The 18,059-nt window shown below is 62.3% G+C and carries 14 protein-coding genes; 7 read left to right on the forward strand and 7 right to left on the reverse strand.

The window, feature by feature from the left end:
* Nucleotides 1–18 precede the first annotated feature (18 nt).
* From ACWHY3_RS05150 to ACWHY3_RS05160, 3 genes are all read left to right on the forward strand, one after another.
* Nucleotides 19–936, forward strand: coding sequence for a MurR/RpiR family transcriptional regulator (locus ACWHY3_RS05150; protein WP_448127736.1), 918 nt, complete (start codon nucleotides 19–21; stop codon nucleotides 934–936).
* Nucleotides 937–995: 59 nt separating this feature from the next.
* Entirely contained in the window at nucleotides 996–2,291 is a 1,296-nt protein-coding gene (locus ACWHY3_RS05155) for a pyridoxal phosphate-dependent aminotransferase (RefSeq protein ID WP_448127737.1), read from the forward strand.
* A 141-nt stretch (nucleotides 2,292–2,432) separates the two neighbouring features.
* Nucleotides 2,433–2,822 (forward strand): DUF4168 domain-containing protein, encoded by a 390-nt coding sequence (locus tag ACWHY3_RS05160; RefSeq protein ID WP_087719264.1) that lies wholly within the window; start codon nucleotides 2,433–2,435, stop codon nucleotides 2,820–2,822.
* Between the two features lie 118 nt (nucleotides 2,823–2,940).
* On the opposite strand, the gene ACWHY3_RS05165 is transcribed toward ACWHY3_RS05160, so the two are convergent.
* The 3 genes from ACWHY3_RS05165 to ACWHY3_RS05175 all read right to left on the reverse strand — a co-directional run bounded on the left by ACWHY3_RS05165 (nucleotide 2,941) and on the right by ACWHY3_RS05175 (nucleotide 5,669).
* Nucleotides 2,941–3,474 (reverse strand): hypothetical protein, encoded by a 534-nt coding sequence (locus ACWHY3_RS05165; protein ID WP_087719265.1) that lies wholly within the window; start codon nucleotides 3,472–3,474, stop codon nucleotides 2,941–2,943.
* A 165-nt stretch (nucleotides 3,475–3,639) separates the two neighbouring features.
* On the reverse strand, nucleotides 3,640–4,515 hold the full coding sequence (locus tag ACWHY3_RS05170; RefSeq protein WP_087719266.1) for an AEC family transporter: 876 nt from the start codon (nucleotides 4,513–4,515) through the stop codon (nucleotides 3,640–3,642).
* A 134-nt stretch (nucleotides 4,516–4,649) separates the two neighbouring features.
* On the reverse strand, nucleotides 4,650–5,669 hold the full coding sequence (locus ACWHY3_RS05175; RefSeq protein WP_448127738.1) for a zinc-dependent alcohol dehydrogenase family protein: 1,020 nt from the start codon (nucleotides 5,667–5,669) through the stop codon (nucleotides 4,650–4,652).
* Between the two features lie 177 nt (nucleotides 5,670–5,846).
* Between ACWHY3_RS05175 and ACWHY3_RS05180 the strand changes: the two genes are divergently transcribed.
* Complete coding sequence (locus tag ACWHY3_RS05180; protein WP_448127739.1) at nucleotides 5,847–6,758, forward strand: LysR family transcriptional regulator; 912 nt, start codon at nucleotides 5,847–5,849, stop codon at nucleotides 6,756–6,758.
* 248 nt (nucleotides 6,759–7,006) lie between these two features.
* Nucleotides 7,007–8,683 carry a multidrug ABC transporter permease/ATP-binding protein gene (locus ACWHY3_RS05185; protein WP_448127740.1) on the forward strand — a complete coding sequence of 559 codons (1,677 nt, stop codon included), beginning with the start codon at nucleotides 7,007–7,009 and terminating at the stop codon, nucleotides 8,681–8,683.
* Between the two features lie 25 nt (nucleotides 8,684–8,708).
* On the opposite strand, the gene ACWHY3_RS05190 is transcribed toward ACWHY3_RS05185, so the two are convergent.
* The 3 genes from ACWHY3_RS05190 to tnpC all read right to left on the reverse strand — a co-directional run bounded on the left by ACWHY3_RS05190 (nucleotide 8,709) and on the right by tnpC (nucleotide 14,875).
* Nucleotides 8,709–10,097 (reverse strand): calcium-binding protein, encoded by a 1,389-nt coding sequence (locus ACWHY3_RS05190; protein WP_448127741.1) that lies wholly within the window; start codon nucleotides 10,095–10,097, stop codon nucleotides 8,709–8,711.
* A 170-nt stretch (nucleotides 10,098–10,267) separates the two neighbouring features.
* A complete protein-coding gene (locus ACWHY3_RS05195; protein ID WP_448127742.1) occupies nucleotides 10,268–12,937 on the reverse strand; it encodes a cellulose binding domain-containing protein in 2,670 nt (889 codons plus the stop codon).
* A 498-nt stretch (nucleotides 12,938–13,435) separates the two neighbouring features.
* Nucleotides 13,436–14,875, reverse strand: a complete 1,440-nt coding sequence (tnpC, locus tag ACWHY3_RS05200; RefSeq protein ID WP_023004967.1) for an IS66 family transposase — start codon at nucleotides 14,873–14,875, stop codon at nucleotides 13,436–13,438.
* A 122-nt stretch (nucleotides 14,876–14,997) separates the two neighbouring features.
* Between tnpC and ACWHY3_RS05205 the strand changes: the two genes are divergently transcribed.
* Together ACWHY3_RS05205 and ACWHY3_RS05210 are read left to right on the forward strand one after the other, a co-directional pair.
* Complete coding sequence (locus ACWHY3_RS05205) at nucleotides 14,998–15,996, forward strand: 4-hydroxyproline epimerase (RefSeq protein WP_087719272.1); 999 nt, start codon at nucleotides 14,998–15,000, stop codon at nucleotides 15,994–15,996.
* A gap of 186 nt (nucleotides 15,997–16,182) precedes the next feature.
* Entirely contained in the window at nucleotides 16,183–17,067 is an 885-nt protein-coding gene (locus ACWHY3_RS05210) for a glycine betaine ABC transporter substrate-binding protein (RefSeq protein ID WP_087719273.1), read from the forward strand.
* A gap of 91 nt (nucleotides 17,068–17,158) precedes the next feature.
* Here the strand turns inward: ACWHY3_RS05210 and purU are convergent, their stop codons facing one another.
* Nucleotides 17,159–18,019 carry a formyltetrahydrofolate deformylase gene (purU, locus tag ACWHY3_RS05215; RefSeq protein ID WP_448127743.1) on the reverse strand — a complete coding sequence of 287 codons (861 nt, stop codon included), beginning with the start codon at nucleotides 18,017–18,019 and terminating at the stop codon, nucleotides 17,159–17,161.
* Nucleotides 18,020–18,059: the final 40 nt, after the last annotated feature.

Raw genomic sequence — 18,059 nt, forward strand, 5'->3', positions numbered from 1 at the left:
TGAAAAGAGGGACTGGTCATGGCCGATCACGATGGTTTCGACACGCCCCCGACATCGATGGCTGCCCTGCAGGCGCTCTCGATCGCCGCGCGCCGAGGAGAATCCCGGGCGCCCAGATTGACTCCGGGCGGCCTCAAGCTGCTGGAGCAATTGCTCGCAGCCCCGGAGCTGGCAGCGACGCTGAGCATTTCGGAACTGGCCCGGCAGCATGGCGTCAATGCCTCCAGTCTGACTCGCCTGGCACACGCGTTGGAGCTGACCGGGTTCAAGGCCTTCCAGGCGCTGTTCCGCGCCGATGCCGCCAACGGGGCGTTCTATTCGACCCGCGCCGAACGTTTGCTCGATCTCGGTCAGGTGCCGAGCGAGGGTGACCACCCGGTTCAGCGGCAGACGTTGTGGCAGGAGGAGATGGGCAACCTCTCGCGAACGGCCGAAGGGCTCGACGAGGCGAGGCTGGAGCAGGCCGCCCGGGCGCTGATCGATGCGCGTCGCGTGCATGTGGTCGGTCAGCGCGCCTGCTTCGCGGGGGCGCATTATCTCTCTTATTACCTGGGCTACCTGCGCAGTGACGTACGCCTGATCGACTCGCTAGGCGGCCTCAATCTCGAGGCGGTACGAGAGCTGGGGGAGGGCGATCTGGTGGTGGGCATCAGCTATCGGCCGGAGACCCGGATCAGCGTCGATTACTGCCGGCAGGCGCTGGAACAGGGGGCGCAACTGCTCGCCCTGACCAATCACGGCTCCGCCCGGCTGGCCACGATGACCGAGCTGACGCTGCTCGCGTCTTCCGAAGGCCCTTTCTTCTTCAATCCCATGAGCAGCCTGTTCGTGGTGATCGAAATGCTGTTGTCCCACATGGCCCACGAGATGGGCGGCGACGCCGTGGCGTCGATCCGCCGTCGTGAAGCCTTGATCGCCCGTTGGCAGATCGAATGAGCGATCTGCCGTGATACTCATGCAAACCGATACTCATGCAAACCAGGAATCCTGCCGCCATGACCGCTTGTCAGGGGCTTGCTGCCGCCCTATTGAATCGTGCCTACGCCGACGACCTCAACGCCACGCCGGCGTCCGATACCTTATTGATCAACGAACAGTCGCGACTGCTGGAATCCCGAGGCGAGCGCGTCATCAAGTTCGGCTTCGGTCAATCGCCGTTTCCGGTCTATCCACCTGCGGTGGAGGCTCTGGCCCGTCACGCCGATCAGAAAGCGTATCTCCCCGTGCAGGGATTGCCGGCGCTACGCGAGCAGGTCGCGGCTTTCCACCGCGAGATCGACGGCACGTCGTGGTCGGCCTCGCGCGTGTTGATCGGCCCCGGCAGCAAGTTGCTGCTGTTCGCCTTGATCAAGGCGCTACCGGCGGCGGAAATCCTGATCCCCGCGCCGGCTTGGGTCTCCTATGCGCCGCAGGCGCGTCTGGCGGGGCAGACCGCGGTCAAGCTGGCAGCGAGTTTCGAGACGCGCTGGCAGATCACGCCCGAACAGCTCGAGGCGCATTGCCGTGAAGGCGGCAGCCGCCCGCGATTGCTGATACTCAACGCACCCGGCAATCCCACCGGGTTATCGCCCGAGGCCGACAGCCAGCAGGCGCTGGCCGAGGTGGCGCGCCGCCATGGCGTGATCGTGCTGGCCGACGAGATCTACGGGCCACTGGATCATGATGGATCTCATCGCGCCTTCGCGCTCGACTACCCCGAGGGCACGGTGACAACCAGCGGCCTGTCGAAGTGGTGTGGCGCGGGCGGGTGGCGGCTGGGGGTGATGCACGTGCCCGAAGCGCTGGGAAACGAGATTTTCTCGCGCCTGCTGGGCATCGCCTCGGAGACCTGGTCGAGCGTTGCCAGCCCGGTTCAGGAGGCCGCCTGTGTCGCCTATCGGGTCACGCCCGAATTGACCGAATACCTCGATCGCCAGCGGGCCTGGCTGGGCCTGATCGGCCACTGGTGTGGGACTCGGCTGCAGGCGGCGGGCATTCGCACTCATCTTCCCAATGGCGGCTTCTACCTGTTCCCCGATTTCGAGGCGCATCGCGAGGGGCTGGCTCGGCGGGGCATCACCACCAGTGCCGAGCTGACCGCACGGCTGCTCGCTGAGACCGGCGTGGCGTTGCTGCCGGGCAGTGCCTTCGGTTGCGATCCCGCCCAGCTCACGGTGCGTCTGGCCTATGTGGACTTCGATGGCGAGACGCTGCTGGCGCAGCAGCCGCAGCGCCATGACGATCCCATGGCGTTACCGGCGCTGAGCAAGGTTCGCGACGGTATTCAGGCTATCGTCGAATGGTTACCATGAGGAGGCGAGCTGGAAGGGTAACTGCGCTCAAGTTTCTTAAGGAAACATTAAATTTCCTGTAGAAACACTTCCGGGCGGAACTCTCCGCCCTGCGTGGCATCCCATGACAGCACATGCATAAAATCGTACTTGGAGGTATTCATGCAAAGGATCACTGCATTTCTCGCGGCAGCAATGATGACGACCGGTCTCGCCAGCGTACCAGCCATGGCGCAGGACCAGAACGCAGCCGGCAGCGGTTCGCAGACACAGGCACCTGCCCAGAACTTTTCCGATGATCAGTTGCAGCAGTTCGCCGATGCCTCTCAGAACATCGCGATGATCTCTCAGGATTACACCGAGCAGCTGCAGAACGCCTCCGACGAAAGCGAGCAACAGGAGATTCGTCAGCAGGCCAATGACGAAATGGTGCAGGCGGTTCAGGACAGCGGCATGAGTGTCGAGCAGTTCAACTCCATCGGCCAGGCCATCCAGCAGGACCCGCAGCTGATGCAGCGCGTCAAGGGCATGGTCCAGCAGCCGCAGCAGTAATCGTATCAGGGTGCAGCGGCCTGTCAGGCCCGCACATGAAAAAACCGCCGACATCGAGTCGGCGGTTTTTTTGTGCTAGTCATCTAGCGGTTCGACGCTCCAGGGGAGCGTGATGCGATCAGTTGTTGTCGATCGCGTCGCTGGCGTCGTCAAGAAGGTCGGAGGTGGCAGCCTTGGTGTCTTCCCAGGCACTGGAAGCCCCTTGCTTGGTGTTTTCCCAGGCGTCGGCAGCCTGCGTCTTGGCCTGTTGCCACCAGTCGTTATCGTATTCGGGCTGCTGCTTCAGCGCACTTTCGTCCATGTCGAGAACGACGCGATACTCGATGTTGTCGAGGTTATCGTCGTTGTTGGTTTCGACCGTGAAGTCGCCTTTCTGGACCACGAAGTCCTTGTCGCCTATGTCGAGTACGCCACCGGCTTCGACGACCAGGGCCTGGATGCTCATGTCTTCGCCCAGCAGGATGTCGTCGACGTCGCCAATGTCTTCATTCGGTTGGCTGGACAGGAAGACGTCTGCATCCATCAGTTCATCGGCGGAATAGAGGCCTTGCGGGCCCGTATTGTCCTGCGCCAGGGCGGCCTGGGACATCATCACGCTGCCGGCTGCCAGCGTGGCCACGCCGAGTGTCTGCTTCCATGACAGGTTTTGCATCTGTGTCTCCTTGCCTTGCGGCTTCTTGGGCGTGCAGCTTTCTGTGCATGCAGCTATCTATGCACGTGACTATCTATGCATGCAACTCTCTGTAATCCATTAATTTTTAAAAGATTACACTTTGTAATGTAGTTGCTCACTGTGCTTTTGCAAGCCAGGGAGGCGCTACAGCATGAAGGCCAGTTCCAGCGGCAGGTACACGAAGGCCAGCACGGTGGAGCAGAAAACCAGACTGGCGACGTACTCCGGTTCGCGACGAGAACGTTGCGCGAACAGGTAGTTGTAGACGGCGACCGGCATGCTCATCTGGAGCGCCACGGCGCTGGCGGCCACTGGCGGCAGGCCGAACCAGGCAGCGATGCCGAAAGAGAGGGCCAGCGCGATGGGCACGCGGCACAGCGTGAACAGAAATCCCGAAGACAAGCTGCGGGCCTGGATGCTGGCCAGCGAGACGCCCAGGGTGATCAGCATCAGCGGGATGGTCAGGCCGGAAAGAAGGTGGACGGTATTGCCGAGCCACGCCGGCAGATGGACGCCGGACAGCAGCAGCACCAGCGAGATGGCGATGCTGTACAGCGTGGGATTGCGGACCAGCATCTTCCAGGGGTTGCCGCGCGTCGCCATCATCATGCCGACGGTGAACTGGATCAGCGCATTGGCGACCCAGGCCGTCATGGCGAAGGTGAATCCTTCCTTGCCGAAGGCGTAAAGCGAAACCGGCAAACCCATGTTGCCGGCATTGGGATACATCATCGGTGAGATGATCACCTGCCAGGGTTTGCCCAGCAGCCTGGCGACGCCGAAACTCGCTACCGCCATGCCGGCGAGCACCACGAAAGTCGTGGCGAGGGTGCGCCCGAAGGTGTGAGGGTCGACCTCGGCATTGGCGAGGGAGGCCAGGACCAGTGCCGGCGTACCGATGTTGAATACCAGCTTGGTGACGAACTCGGTGGGATAGCTCAACCCCAGGCGAATCCAGCCGAACCCGATGCTTGCTCCAACCAGAACTGGTGCCATGACCGCGAACAGTTGAGCAAGCATCGAATATCCTTGAGCCCTTTAGCCTGACTGAGGGCGGTGAGAGAGAGCGACAAAAGTGGAAGCACGTATTGTCGTCAATCCGTCAGGCGACTGGCAATGCGCGTTTGCCGATCACCGCCACATGCCCCTGCCGATCAGGCCATTTCGACCACGATGCGTCCATGGTGGTTGGCGCAGGTTTCCAGATAGCGATGTGCCTCGACCATCTCCTCGAACGCGAAGCGGTAGTCGATCTGCGGCTTGATCTCGCCGGCCCGGGTCATCCGCTCGATGTCGGCAATGGCGCGATCCAGTGCTTCCCGGTTCTGGGGGATGCCCAGCTCCGGCTTGCCGCTGAAGTTGGAGAGGCAGTGCACATGGAACTGGATGTTCTTGCGGAAGGCGGCCTGAGCCGGGAACGTGGTCTGGTTGCCTCCCAACAAACCGTAGAGAATCAGGCGGCCGCGGGGTGCCATCACATCGCCCAGCAGGTTCATCTGGGGGCCGCCCAGCGCATCGAGCACCACGTCGACCCCATGGCGATCGGTCAGCTTGTCGATCCGGGTGACGAGATCCTGGGTTTCCGTGTGCACCACCGCGTCGGCGCCCAGAGATTTGAGATAGTCGATCGCCGACTCGTGCGGTGTCGCCGCGATGACCCGGGCGCCCAGCGCATGGGCGATCTGGACGGCGTAGGGGCCGCCGATATGGCAAGCGCCGGTGATCAGCACCGTTTCGCCGGGTTTGAGATCGGCGACTTCGCGGAATCCCAGCCAACTGATCAGCGACGGAACGTAGTGAACGCTGGCCTCGGCCGGGGGCAGGCAATCCGGATAGGCAATGAGCGCCTCGGCCGGCAGCAGCACGCGCTCGGCGTGTGCCATATACTGGTTGGGGTCGAACGCGGGGATCGATGCGACGCGCTCCCCCGGCGAGAAGGCGGTCACGCCCGGGCCGATGGCAATGACCGTACCGGCCATTTCGCTACCCGTGCCGGCCGGTAGTCTGGCCTCCGTGGGCGCCATGTTGCGCCGCCACAGGATGTCGTACCAGTTGAGACCGAGCGCTTCGGTCTCGATCAGGACTTCCCCGGCTGCGGGGTGCGGGTCGTCGCGCTCAATGATTTCCAGAACGTCGGCGTCGCCGAAACGTTGAAACTGTATCGCACGTGACATCGTGCACCTCAATGGTTCCAGAGCTTGCCCCGACTCTATCGGCGATGACAGGCAAACACTATGCTCGAAGATCGATAGTGGTTATAACGCTGATCGATACAGAACCCCGATGGCGGTCGCCGTCGGGGGTTCCGGAGCAACGAACGGGGGCCGCCAGCCGTCGAAGGGAGGAGATGCATGAACCGTAGTGACCTGCGCGGGGTGGATTTCAAGCTGCTGGTCGTGTTCGAGACCCTGATGCAGGAACGCAGCGTCTCGCGGGCCGCGGAGCGATTGTTTCTGGGCCAGCCGGCCACCAGCGCCTCCCTGGCCAGGCTCAGGGATGTCTTCAACGACCCGTTGCTGGTGAGAACCGGCCGCCAGATGGTGCCGACCGCTCGCGCTGAGCAGATCTACGAACAGTTGCAGCCTGCCCTCGATGCCATCTCCAACGTGCTCAGCCGTACCAGCGATTTCGACCCCGAGACCAGCGAGGCGGTGTTTCGAATCGGGCTGAGCGACGATATCGAATTCGCCCTGCTGCCGGCGCTGCTCAAGCGGTTGCGGACCGAAGCGCCGGGCATCGTGCTGGTGGTCCGGCGGGCCGATTTTCATCTGATGCCGCAACTGCTCAATACCGGCGAAGTGACCGTTGCCGCCGGCTATGCGCGGGAGCTGCCGGCCAATGCGAAGCAGAAGATCCTGCGCCACAGCCGCGCCAAGGTACTGCGGGCGGACAGCCGCCCCGGGGCGTTGACCCTCGACGACTACTGCGAACGGCCGCATGTGCTGGTGTCGTTCGATGGCGATCTCAATGGCTATGTCGACGACCTGCTCGCCGAGAAAGGGCGCAAGCGCCGCATCGTGCTGGCCGTCCCGCAGTTCAACAGTCTGGCATCGCTGTTGCGGGATACCGACATGGTCGCCACCGTGCCGGATTACGCCGCGGACGTGCTGGCCGCGCAGGGCGGGTTGCGGGTGGACGAGATGCCGCTGGAGCGTGCGCCGTCGCCGTTGAGCATGGTGTGGCAGAGCGTCTACGACAACGACCCTGCCGAGCGTTGGCTGCGCTCGCGAATTCAGATGATGTTCTCCGACGACGAAACGTGACCGGCGTGCGAAACGGCCCATCACACGCCAGCCATGGCACTTCCGGGGATCTGCCGACCTGACGCGGCTTGACTTCATCAGTGAAGATCAGAATCATTCGCGCCTGCGGTCAGCCGAGGAGATCTCGGCGCCGCGCGCCTCGTTCGACGCCTCGACTCGTCGGCTCGGCCCGCGTTGCGATGAAACGCCGCCGTCGCTGATGCGTGCAGGCCTCCCGATCGAGCCCAATCGCCGGCTACGGAATCCGAATGGAACTACTGCGCGTCGTCTTTCGTCACTATCGCTGGCCGTTCATCGGCGTCATGCTGCTCAGCCTGCTGAGCGCGGCGCTGGGGATCGGCGTCATCGCCTTCATCAACCACTACCTGATCGTCACCGACGGCACCGCGATGACCGCGTTGCTGCCTTTCATCGGGCTGGTGGCGCTGCTGCTGGCAGTCACGCTGGGATCGCAGCTGGCACTGACGACGCTGGGCCACCATTTCGTCTACCGGTTACGCGGCCGCCTGATCAAGCGCATTCTCGATACCGACATCGAACGTCTCGAGCAGCTCGGCAGCGCGCATCTGCTGTCGTGCCTTTCCAGCGACATCCGCAACGTGACCATCGCCTTCGTCCGGCTGCCGGAACTGGTGCAGGGCGTCGTCATCACGCTGGCTTCCGTCGCCTACCTGTTCTGGCTCTCGCCGCCGCTGCTGCTGATCACGGCGATCTGGATTGCCGTGACCATGCTGGTCGGCTGGTGGCTGGTATCGAAGGTTTATCACCACATTCACATTACCCGCACCACCGACAGCCGGCTCTACCAGGACTACGAGACGATCATTCACGGGCGCAAGGAGCTGGCGCTCAACCGCGACCGCGCCCGGCACCTACTGGAAGAGGTCTACGGTGACAATGCCCGCACCTATCGCGATCACATCATTCGCGCCGACACCTACCACCTGAGCGCGGGCAACTGGACCAACATCATGATGCTGGGGGCCATCGGCCTGGTGTTCTTCCTGGCCAACGGTCTGGGCTGGTCGAATACCGCCGTGGCGGCGACGTTCTCGCTGACCCTGCTGTTTCTGCGCTCGCCGCTGATCCAGGCCGTCGGCGCGACGCCGACGCTGATCACGGCACAGGTTTCCTTCGACAGGCTGCGCGAGCTGGCGCTGGCCGAGTACCGTGAAGATTTCGATCTGCTCGAAACGCACAGCGAGTGGCAGTCGCTGGAGTTGCGCGACATCACCTATCGCTATCCGGCCAAGACCGGCCGCGAGGGCTTTGCGCGCGTGGGTTTCGAAATAGGCCCGATCAATCTGCGCCTGGAGCGTGGCGAGCAGGTCTACCTGATCGGCGGCAACGGCAGCGGCAAGTCGACGCTGGCCAAGCTCCTGACCGGGCTCTACCGCCCGCACTCGGGCGAGATCCGTATCGATGACGAGGCCATCGACGAGGCGGGGTGGCATCGCTACCGGCAGCGTTTCTCCGCGGTCTACACCGATTTTCACCAGTTCGATCGGCTGATGGGGCCGCATGGCGGCAGCGCCGATCCCGCCCTGCTGGACAACTGGCTGCAGACGCTGCAGCTCGCCCGCAAGCTGCAGCTCGAGGACGGCCGAATCCTCGATACCGAACTCTCCCAGGGGCAGCGCAAGCGCCTCGCACTGCTGATGGCGCTGGTCGAGCAGCGTCAGATCCTGCTGCTGGACGAGTGGGCCGCGGACCAGGATCCGCAGTTCCGCCGCGCCTTCTATCGCGAGCTGATGCCGCGTTTCCGCGAACTCGGCATCACGGTCTTCGCGATCAGCCACGACGATCACTATTTCGCCCACGCCGACCGGCTACTGGAGATGCGCGATGGCCAGCTGCGCGAACTGACCGGCGACGAGCGTGAGCTGGCCAGTCGTGACGCCGTGGCCAGGATCGACACGCCCTGACGGCATGACCGGCGGGGCGGCCTGACTACAGCGACAGGCCGCCGTCGTCGAAGACGAGCTCCTGGATGCCTACCAGCGTCGCTTCGATGCCGTTGCCGTCGACGATTACCCGATCGTCGTGCCGGTCGACGACATAGTCGTCGCGGTCGCCCTCCATCCGGGCGATGTCATGGCCATCGCCACCATCGAGCCAGTCTTCTCCCCAGCCGCTGCCGGGGGCGAGAATGTCGTCGCCATCGCCGCCGAAAAGCGTATCGCTGCCCGTACCGCCGAACAGCGTCACCCCGTCGTCGCTGCCGTGCACGATATCGTCTCGACGCGAGCCGACGACATCGTCGAAGGTGACCTCGTTGGTGGACATGTCGGTGGGGGCACCGAAGGATTCGCCTTCGTTGACCCATAATGTGGAGGAGATCTTGTCGTTGTCCGGGTCGCGGACCGAATGCTGGACATGAACGCGATTGTCATGATCGCGACCGCCGTGGAAATTGATGTCGCGATCGGTTCGGGTGACTTCGACATCGTTGCCCACCGAGGAGTGCCAGGAGGCGAACAGCAGGCCGTGACGCATCCCGCTATCGCTGAGATCGTCGAAGGTGCCGTCGTAGCTCTCGCGCAGTTCGAAGGCATAGCCGTTGCCGCCGGACCCCTTGTTGAAGCTGCCCTCGGCGGTCAGAGAATCGGCATCCATGTCCAGCGAGCGGGAGAACTCGAAGGCGGTCGAAGGGCCGTCGATCACGGCGACATCGTCGAGTTCGCCGTCGGTAGTGTCGGCATATTCGATGGCGTGATAGCCGGTGAGGTCGTCGAGTTCGTTGCTGAACTCGTCGTCATCGGGCTCGCCCAGTTCGAAGCCGACCGAAAATCCGCGCAGCGAGACATCATCGGCGCTGTCGATTCGGGTGACCTCGGCCTCATGATGATCGAAGTCGAAATGAACGCCGCGGTCCAGCGTGACGTAGTCGCCATCGACGTCGGTCACTTTCGCCATGCTCGTTCGCAGCGGCGAGTCCAGTTCGCGCCAGTCATGATCGTCGATCTCGTTGAGATACTCGGTGTCGTTGTCCTGCGCGATACGGATCGTGTCGCCCGCCGTCAGCGAGTCGGCATCGTCGAGCTTGAGCACGTCCTCGCCTTCGTCGACGTCGGATTCGATCTTGCCGATCGTGTCTGCCTTCTCGCCGCTGACCAGAATGGCATTGTCGTCGTTGTCCTCCAGCGCGTCGTCGGTAAAGGTCAGTCGTGTATCGTCGCTGCCTTCGCCGACCAGAGAGACGTCTGAACGGGTAATGGTCAGGGCGTGGTCGAAGTGATATTCACCAGCCTCCAGCTTGACCGTTTCGTCGCGATTGGCCTCTTCATTGATGATCTGCTCGAGTTCCTCGGCGGTTACCTCGTTATCGACACGAATCATGTGGCTCCCTTTTGTTGATCTGGATCAATTGGCGACGGAATCCTACGCAGTTCCAGGGCACGATAGGGATACGCTCTGTAGCGCTTTGGTTTCGTATGGTGAGAAAGATTGACGCCGCATTAACGAGGAATGCGGCGCCGCCATCATCAAGCAGTAAGGAAAGTGGATGCTTAGCTCAGGATCAGGAATCCGCTGTCCATCGGGTTCAGGTTCTGCACACCAATGACCAGATCGGAGAGGCCGTCGCCGTTGATGTCGCCCTGCAGCTGGTCGTCGGCGTAGCGAAGCTGGCCGGCGTCGCCGGTAAAGCTTTCCGCCCCCAGCCACTGGAACGCCTGGCGGCCCGCCTGGGTGATGTCGGCGTCCAGCGAGGAGAGGTCGATCAGATCGTCGTCGCCGAAATCGACGATTTCATCGATCGACAGCGGCGTCGATTCCGTCGCCGCCTGCCACACGAACCGATCCTGGCCGCCGCCGCCCTCGAGCCGATCGGCGCCCAGGCTGCCCATTAGCACGTTGTCTCCGGCACTGCCGATCAGGGTGTCGTTGCCGCTGCCGCCGGTCAGCGTTTCGTCACCGGAAGCCGTGACGGTGCGATCGGTATCGACGAGCGCGCTGGCGAGACGGCTGCCATCCGGTAGCGATCCCTCGTCGATCGTGACCGACTCTCCATTCAGAAGAATGTCCCGGGGAATATCGCTGGTATCCGCGTAGGCCTTGAACGAGAAGCGCATGGACTCGCCGGCTTCGAGCGACCGGCTGGTGACGTCGACCCGGTAGTCGTCGCCCTGCCGCGAGGCGAGGCTGGCGCCATAGAACGCATGCACATCGCTCGCCAGGTTCAGCGCAACATTATTGACCTCCACGGCCGCGTCGCCGTCGTTGGTGATCGTGACACCCATGACGTACCCGCTGGACCAGCGGCTGACGACGTCGAACGAGGCGTGAAGAGAGCTGGTAGCCGCGGTATCCGCGGCATCCGTGATATCGAGGATTTCCCGGCTGGCCCAGTACGCCTCGGGGGCGACATCGGCCCTTGCATCGACCTGGCTGACCGCGCCGGTCGCCAGATCCAGTAGCTGTCCGTCGGCGAACAGGGCGCGTTCGATATCGGCGAGCGTGTCTCGCGTTCCGTTACCGGCGACGTACCATTCGCCGCTGGCGAGATGCTCGATGTCGTAGTCCGACAGCTCGCCGGTGAAGAGCGCGGTGTCGTCTCCCGCGCCGCCCTCGAGCCGGTTGGTCCCCCATCCGCCACCGCCGCCGAGAATGTCGTCGCCGCGGCCGCCGATCAGAGTGTCGTTGCCCAGCGCGCCATCGAGGTAAGCGCCGTCGTCGCTGGCATGGATGATATCGTCGCGGCGCGAACCGATGACGTAGTCGAAGGTGACGAGGTTGGCATTCGCGTCAGTCGGCGCGCCGAAGGTCTCGCCTTCGTTGATCCAGACCGTCGTCGACATCTTGTCGTTGCCGGCATCGCGAATCGACTGTTCGACGTGGACGCTGTTGCCGTGATCGCGGCCGCCGTGGAAGTTGATGTCGCGGTCGGTCGAGGTGACGCGTATCTCGTTGCCGACCGAGGAGTACCAGGAAGCAAACAGCACGCCGTGGCGCATGCCGCTATCCTCCAGGCCGCTGAACTGACCGTCGTAGCTCTCCCGCAGCTCGTAGGCGTAGCCGTTGCCGTCACTGCCCTTGTTGAAGCTGCCGCTGGCCGTGATCTCCTGCACATCGAGATCCAGCGAGCGGCTGAATTCGAACGCGACCGAGGGGCCATCGACGACGGCGACATCTTTCATTGCCGCGCCCACCGTGGCGTTGAACTCCACCGCGTGATAGCGGGATAGCGCCGGCAGCGTATTGCTGAAGTTGCTGCTGTCGGCCTCGCCCAGGGTAAATGCCACGGTCAGCCCTTCGAGCCGAACGTCCGTCAGCGGTTCGATCCTGTCGACTTCCGTCACCCCGGCGTCGAGGTCGAAATGCACGCCGCGATCCAGCACGATCTCGTTGCCATCGACCGCCACGACCTGGGCCATGCTGGTGCGCAGCGGTGAATCCAGCTCCCGCCACTCGCTATCGCCGATGGCGTCGAGAAACGCGACGTCATTCGATTGGGCCAGCCGGATCGTGTCGCCGACCGCGAGGCCGTGTCCTTCGCCCAGCGTGAGTCGGGTATCGCCCTGCTGAACGTCACTGGCGAGTCTGGCGACGGTCTCGCCCTCGTCTCCGCTGATACGGATGGCATTTTTCGTATCGCTTTCCAGCGCCTGCCGGGTAAATACCAGAGTGGTGTCGTCCGAACCGGCGCCCGTCAGGGTGATATCGGAGCGTTCGATGACGAGCGATTCGTCGAACAGGTAGCGCCCGGCCGCGAGATGGATCGTGGCGTCTTCCGGCGCGGCGGCGATGAGCGCATTGAGCGTGGCGGCGTCGATGCCGTCGTCCACCGTGATGGCGTTGTCGACGAACGAATAGTCATCACCCAGCAGATCGGGCGGCGTAAGCGCTTCGGTCAGCAGCCGGGCGCCTTCGGTCAGCGAGGCAGTCACGCCATTTACCGAAGGGGACAGGGGCATCACCGTGTCGTCGCCCAGTGCCTTGAGCTTGATTCGTACCGTCTCGCCGGGAACGAGCTGGCCGTCATCCTCGATCCGGTAACCGGTATCCGTCGTCTCGTAGCGGTCGGCGCCCCAGAGCGTATTCAGCTCGGCATCGAGGCCGAAATCGAGCTGGTAGCCGTCGAGCGGCTCGCGACCCTGATAGGTCAAATAGATTTCGAGCGTAAAACCCCCGTTCCATTCGCTGGACAGGCGGTAATCGATCAAAAAGGAGGCATTCATTTAGGCATCTCATGACGAGTGTCGTGTCGATGCGTCCTGCGATGACGTAGCCGTAACATCCATCGTTGCGGAGGGTGGGACCGAGCCTTCACTGGCTGCAGTCGTCGTTTCGAAGCACGAGCGAACGCTCACCGCCGGTTCGCCGTCATCTCATGGCAGACGGCGAGGAATAGCGCCTGGCGGGGCGATATCGGCCAGCGAAACGCCGCCAATATGCAGCAAGTTCGAAAAAACGGATTGAATAAGAAAGCGCTAATTGAGATGGCATTTCGTCATATTAAAGCGGTCAGCGCGTCATCTCGTCGACACGCGGGTGTGCTCCGTGGTGCCGGTAGGAATCTTCACGCCCGGCGCCTTCTCCTGGCGTTGGCCCATGCTTGTCTCCTGCGCCAGCCAGCGCCCAATATTCGGTCCGCACTCCTTCAGCTTTGCGAGGGGCGGCTTGAGTTATCCATGACCCGACGGGATAGTGGTAAAGCTTTTTCGTAACTATTCAGGTCACGCTGCCTGATCCAGGCCGTCCCGACGCATGAATTCGGGCACTTCACCGGCAAACAACTGTTCCAGTGCGGTGTGCGCTGCCAGGCCCTGCTTGACCGCCGTCGAGAGGAAGCTGCGCATCCGGCAGAAGATCTCGGCACCTTCCCAGGAGCGGAAACAGCCTGAAATCTTCTGCTGGACCTTGGTCATCCGCAGGTCACGCTCCCCTTGGTTATTGGTGAAGGGCGCGGCGGGGTCGTCGAGGAAACGCAGCACGTCGTCCTCGTACGCCTGGAGACGTTCGAGCAGGTTACGTGCCTTGGTACGTTTGGCACGACCGCGCTTTCCCGGTGGTGGTGGGATCGGTGGCGGACACTCGGTCTCACCCTCTGTCAGGCACTGCCGATAGCGGACTCGCCAGCGTTGCGCCTCTTCGGGCGAGAGCGTGCCACCGGCAGCGTCAACGGCCTGATGCATCTCCAGCAGCAGATCATGCAGCGCCTTGGCCCACTTTTGGTGGTCATTTTCCCAGGCCGCAGTCAATTCACGCAGGTGATGGGCGTTGCAAAGTGCGTGGCGGCAATCCGCGTAGCGGTAGTAAGGCTTCCAGTGATCATGCACCAGCACCCCCTGGACATAGGGCAGGATGCCGATGGCATCCATGGCCTCCTGACCTCGCTTGGCGTGAGGCGCCAAGTAGGTCAGGGCGTCATTCGAGGCGCTGTGCAGCCAGTAGCGCTTGCCGCCGACCTGCATCCCGGTCTCGTCGGCATGCACGGTCGCGGCTTGCCTCAGCGCCGGGATCGCCCACTCGGCAAACGCCTCGGCGCGCTGATAGGCCTCTTGATTGAAGGCGAACAGCGTGCCGGTGCTCAGCGATAGATCGCACTGTGAGGCCAGCAGCGCCTGGATGCGGGCATAGGGCAGCAACTGATACTGCGAGAGATAGACGACATGCGCCTTGAGACGTGGGCCATACTGGATCGGGCGGGTCACGCCGTCGGGAAACGGCGCCACATGGCGCCGCCCGAGATCGTCCTCCAGCACCTCGGCGCGATACTCGGTGACGACGGCCTGGATCACGATGTCTTGCACCTGGCGCGTTTCGATGCCGACCGAGCGATAGGTGCGCCCTTTGGGCAAGGTGCGGCGATCGACGCGCAACGACACGATCTCGTCGGGATCGGTGACCGGCGCCAGCGTCTTGCCTTCGTGACCCGGTTGCCCGCCAGGGCGACGCTCGCCCTTGGCCCGGGAACGGCGTTGGCGGTTGGGGTCTTGTGACGGCGGCTTGCTGCTGTTGCGGCTGCTGGTGGCCAGTCGGTCGGCCATCAGCTTGACCAGCAGCATCAGCACGTCGATGGCAGCACGCAAGGAAGGCGAGACCGTGTGGTCTTCCTTGAGCTGCTGCCGGACCCGTTCCAGGGCCTCGTCGACGTTGATATCGCTGATGGTCATGTCACCGCATAGACGTGCCGAAGGATCAGGCACACTATGCCAAAAAAATCAGGTGGTTGGCGACATGCCATCCGCAGCCACCTGAATAGTTACGCTTTTTCATTGCCTGAAGGAGAACAGGATTGCGACATACGTTTTTCTGCGTCGATGCTCATGCCTGTGGCAATCCGGTCAGGGTCGTGGCGGGTGGGGTGCCACTCTTGCCCAGCGTGTCGATGGCCGAGCGCCGGGATATCTTCGTTCGTGACCACGACTGGATACGCAAGGCGCTGATGTTCGAACCGCGAGGCCACGATGCGATGTCCGGGGCCATGATCTATCCGTCGATTCGTGAGGATTGCGATTTCGGCGTGCTGTTCATCGAGGTGAGCGGGTGTCTGCCCATGTGCGGCGCCGGGACCATCGGCCTGGTGACCGTGGCGCTGGAAGAGGGGCTGGTGACACCGCGCGAACCCGGCAAGCTGGCGATCGAAGTGCCGGCCGGCAAGGTCGATGTGGAATACCGCATGAAGGAAGGGCGCGTGGAATCCGTCCGCCTCTTCAATGTCCCCAGCTTCCTGCAGGCTGCCGATGTCGAGGTGGAAGTCCCCGGTCTCGGCTTGCTGACCGTGGATATCGCCTATGGCGGCAATTTCTATGCTGTGGTCGAGCCCCAGGCCAACTGGCCGGGGCTGAAAGGCGCGTCGGCCTCCGAGATCGTGACGGCCAGCCAGGCGTTGCGCAGCGCGGTTTCTGCGGTCTGCGACCCCGTGCATCCCGAAAACGACAGCATTCGCGGGGTGCATCACGCGATCTGGTGCGACGAGGGCGACCCTCAGCGTTCGGATGGCCGAAGTGCGGTCTTCTACGGCGACAAGGCGATCGATCGCTCGCCGGGCGGTACCGGCACGTCGGCCCGAATGGCGCAGTTGCATGGAAAGGGGCGGCTGAAGGTCGACGAGCGTTATCGCAATGAAAGTCTCATCGGCACGATCTATCAGGGCATGGTCGAATCCGAGGTCGATATCGGCCCCTACCGCGGGATCAAGCCCAGTGTCGCCGGGTGGGCCAACATCATTGGCCACAACACCCTTTATGTTGACGATCGCGATCCACTGGCTCATGGTTTTCAGCTGGTATGACGGTCATCGACCAGGCAACAAGGCGTTCCTCGCGCCTTCGGAGGTTTCTGGCGATGGCATGTGGATCGTGAAGAAAATTTGTCATGATCCGCGGCGATTGAGATAGTGGAAAGAACACGCGCTTCCGGCATTGGTACCTCCAGGTGGGTGGAAGCGTTACTGACAATAACGTGCAGGGGATTGATAATGGATTTTCTGAAATCGAAACTTCTCATCGGTAGCGCTTCCCTGGTGATGGCTGCCGGCGCGGTCGCCGCAAGCGGCAGCGCTCAAGCCCAGGACAAGGGCACGGTCAATCTGGCCTACGTGGAATGGTCCGACGCGGTGGCATCCACGAACGTGATGCGCGTCGTGCTGGAAAAAGCCGGGTACGACGTCAACCTGACTTCGCTGTCCGCCGCCGCCATGTGGCAGGGGCTGTCGACGGGAGATGCCGATGCCATCACCACCGCCTGGCTTCCCACCACCCACGAGGACTACTTCGCCCGAGTGAAGGATCAGGTGGAAAATCTTGGCGCGAATCTGGAAGGGACCAAGCTGGGGCTGGTCGTTCCCGAGTATTCCGAAATGAGCAGTATCGAGGATATCAACGATCACGCGGACGATCTGGAAGGGCGTATCACCGGCATCGATCCGGGTGCCGGCATCATGAGCCTGACCGAGGATGTCATCGACCAGTACGGTCTCGATGTGGAGCTGCAGAGCGGCAGCGGCGCGACGATGACTTCGGCCCTCGATACGGCAATCGACAACCAGGAAGATATCGTGATTACCGGCTGGACACCGCACTGGATGTTCGCCCGTTGGGACCTGAAATATCTGGACGATCCCAAGAATATCTTTGGCGGTAGCGAGGAGATCGATACGGTCGTGCGCAAGGGGCTGAAAGAGGACATGCCCGAGGCGTATGCCATTCTGGACAACTTCTCCTGGACGCCGGAAGAACTCGGCGAGGTGATGCTGCTGAATCAGAAAGACGACGCCGATCCGTACGAAAGTGCCAAGCAGTGGGTCGAGGATAACCCGGATATCGTCAGCGAATGGATGCCGGAATCAGCCAGCGCTGAATGAACCTCGACAGGCAGTGATATTCAACAAGTCGCCATCGAAAGATGGCGACTTGTTTTTTTGAGCGATCGGCGGGCTGTCTTCGAAGAGGAGGCTACTTGCTGAGAATGACGGTCTTTTGGGCATGCAGGAAGACGCGCTTTTCGGTGTGATACTGAATTGCGCGCGCCAGGGTCAGACACTCGATGTCTCGGCCCTTATTGACGAGGTCTTCCGGAAAGTAGGCGTGATCCACCGATTCGACACCCTGGGCGATGATCGGACCTTCGTCGAGATCGTTATTGATGTAGTGCGCCGTAGCGCCGACCAGCTTTACCCCTTTTTCATACGCCTGGTGATAGGGCCGGGCACCTTTGAAACCGGGGAGAAGCGAGTGATGGATATTGATGGCGCGTCCATTCAGAGCGTCACAGAGCTGCGGTGAGAGCACCTGCATGTAACGGGCGAGAACGATCAGGTCAGCATCCGTGTCATCGATCACCGCTCGAATCTGCGCTTCCTGTGTCGCCTTGGTTTCGGGGGTGACCGGCAGGTAGTGGTACGGAATGTCGTGCCACCTGGCGAGCGGTTCCAGGTCCGGGTGGTTGGACACGATGGCCTTGACGTCGAGGGCCAACTGGCCGGTCCGATAGCGATAGAGCAGGTCGTTGAGGCAGTGATCCGCCTTGGAAACGAGGATGACGGTCTTCATTCGCTCGGCACTGGAACTGAGCTCGAACGTCATGTCGAACTCTTTCGCTCTCGTCGCAAAGGATTCCGTAAAGCGGTCCTTGTCGAACGTCAGCGTCTTGTCCGGCTGGAAGGCCACGCGGATGAAGAAGCGCTCGGCTGGTGCGTCGTTGAACGAGCTGATTTCATTGACGTAACAGCGCGATTCTTTCAGGAAACGCGTCACGACATCGATGGTGCCCAGGCGGCTGGGGCACTGGGCGGTGAGGATCCAGTCGTTGCTCATTGATTTGTTATTCCCGGTGACATGATTCCTGGGTGAAGGA

The organism is Salinicola sp. NYA28a, assembly GCF_976982775.1.

Coding starts and splice junctions, on each gene's coding strand:
- ACWHY3_RS05150 (WP_448127736.1), top strand. CDS start 19: ATGGCCGATCACGATGGTTTCGACACGCCCCCGACATCGATGGCTGCC.
- ACWHY3_RS05155 (WP_448127737.1), top strand. CDS start 996: ATGACCGCTTGTCAGGGGCTTGCTGCCGCCCTATTGAATCGTGCCTAC.
- ACWHY3_RS05160 (WP_087719264.1), top strand. CDS start 2,433: ATGCAAAGGATCACTGCATTTCTCGCGGCAGCAATGATGACGACCGGT.
- ACWHY3_RS05165 (WP_087719265.1), bottom strand. CDS start 3,474: ATGCAAAACCTGTCATGGAAGCAGACACTCGGCGTGGCCACGCTGGCA.
- ACWHY3_RS05170 (WP_087719266.1), bottom strand. CDS start 4,515: ATGCTTGCTCAACTGTTCGCGGTCATGGCACCAGTTCTGGTTGGAGCA.
- ACWHY3_RS05175 (WP_448127738.1), bottom strand. CDS start 5,669: ATGTCACGTGCGATACAGTTTCAACGTTTCGGCGACGCCGACGTTCTG.
- ACWHY3_RS05180 (WP_448127739.1), top strand. CDS start 5,847: ATGAACCGTAGTGACCTGCGCGGGGTGGATTTCAAGCTGCTGGTCGTG.
- ACWHY3_RS05185 (WP_448127740.1), top strand. CDS start 7,007: ATGGAACTACTGCGCGTCGTCTTTCGTCACTATCGCTGGCCGTTCATC.
- ACWHY3_RS05190 (WP_448127741.1), bottom strand. CDS start 10,097: ATGATTCGTGTCGATAACGAGGTAACCGCCGAGGAACTCGAGCAGATC.
- ACWHY3_RS05195 (WP_448127742.1), bottom strand. CDS start 12,937: ATGAATGCCTCCTTTTTGATCGATTACCGCCTGTCCAGCGAATGGAAC.
- tnpC (WP_023004967.1), bottom strand. CDS start 14,875: ATGACCATCAGCGATATCAACGTCGACGAGGCCCTGGAACGGGTCCGG.
- ACWHY3_RS05210 (WP_087719273.1), top strand. CDS start 16,183: ATGGATTTTCTGAAATCGAAACTTCTCATCGGTAGCGCTTCCCTGGTG.
- purU (WP_448127743.1), bottom strand. CDS start 18,019: ATGAGCAACGACTGGATCCTCACCGCCCAGTGCCCCAGCCGCCTGGGC.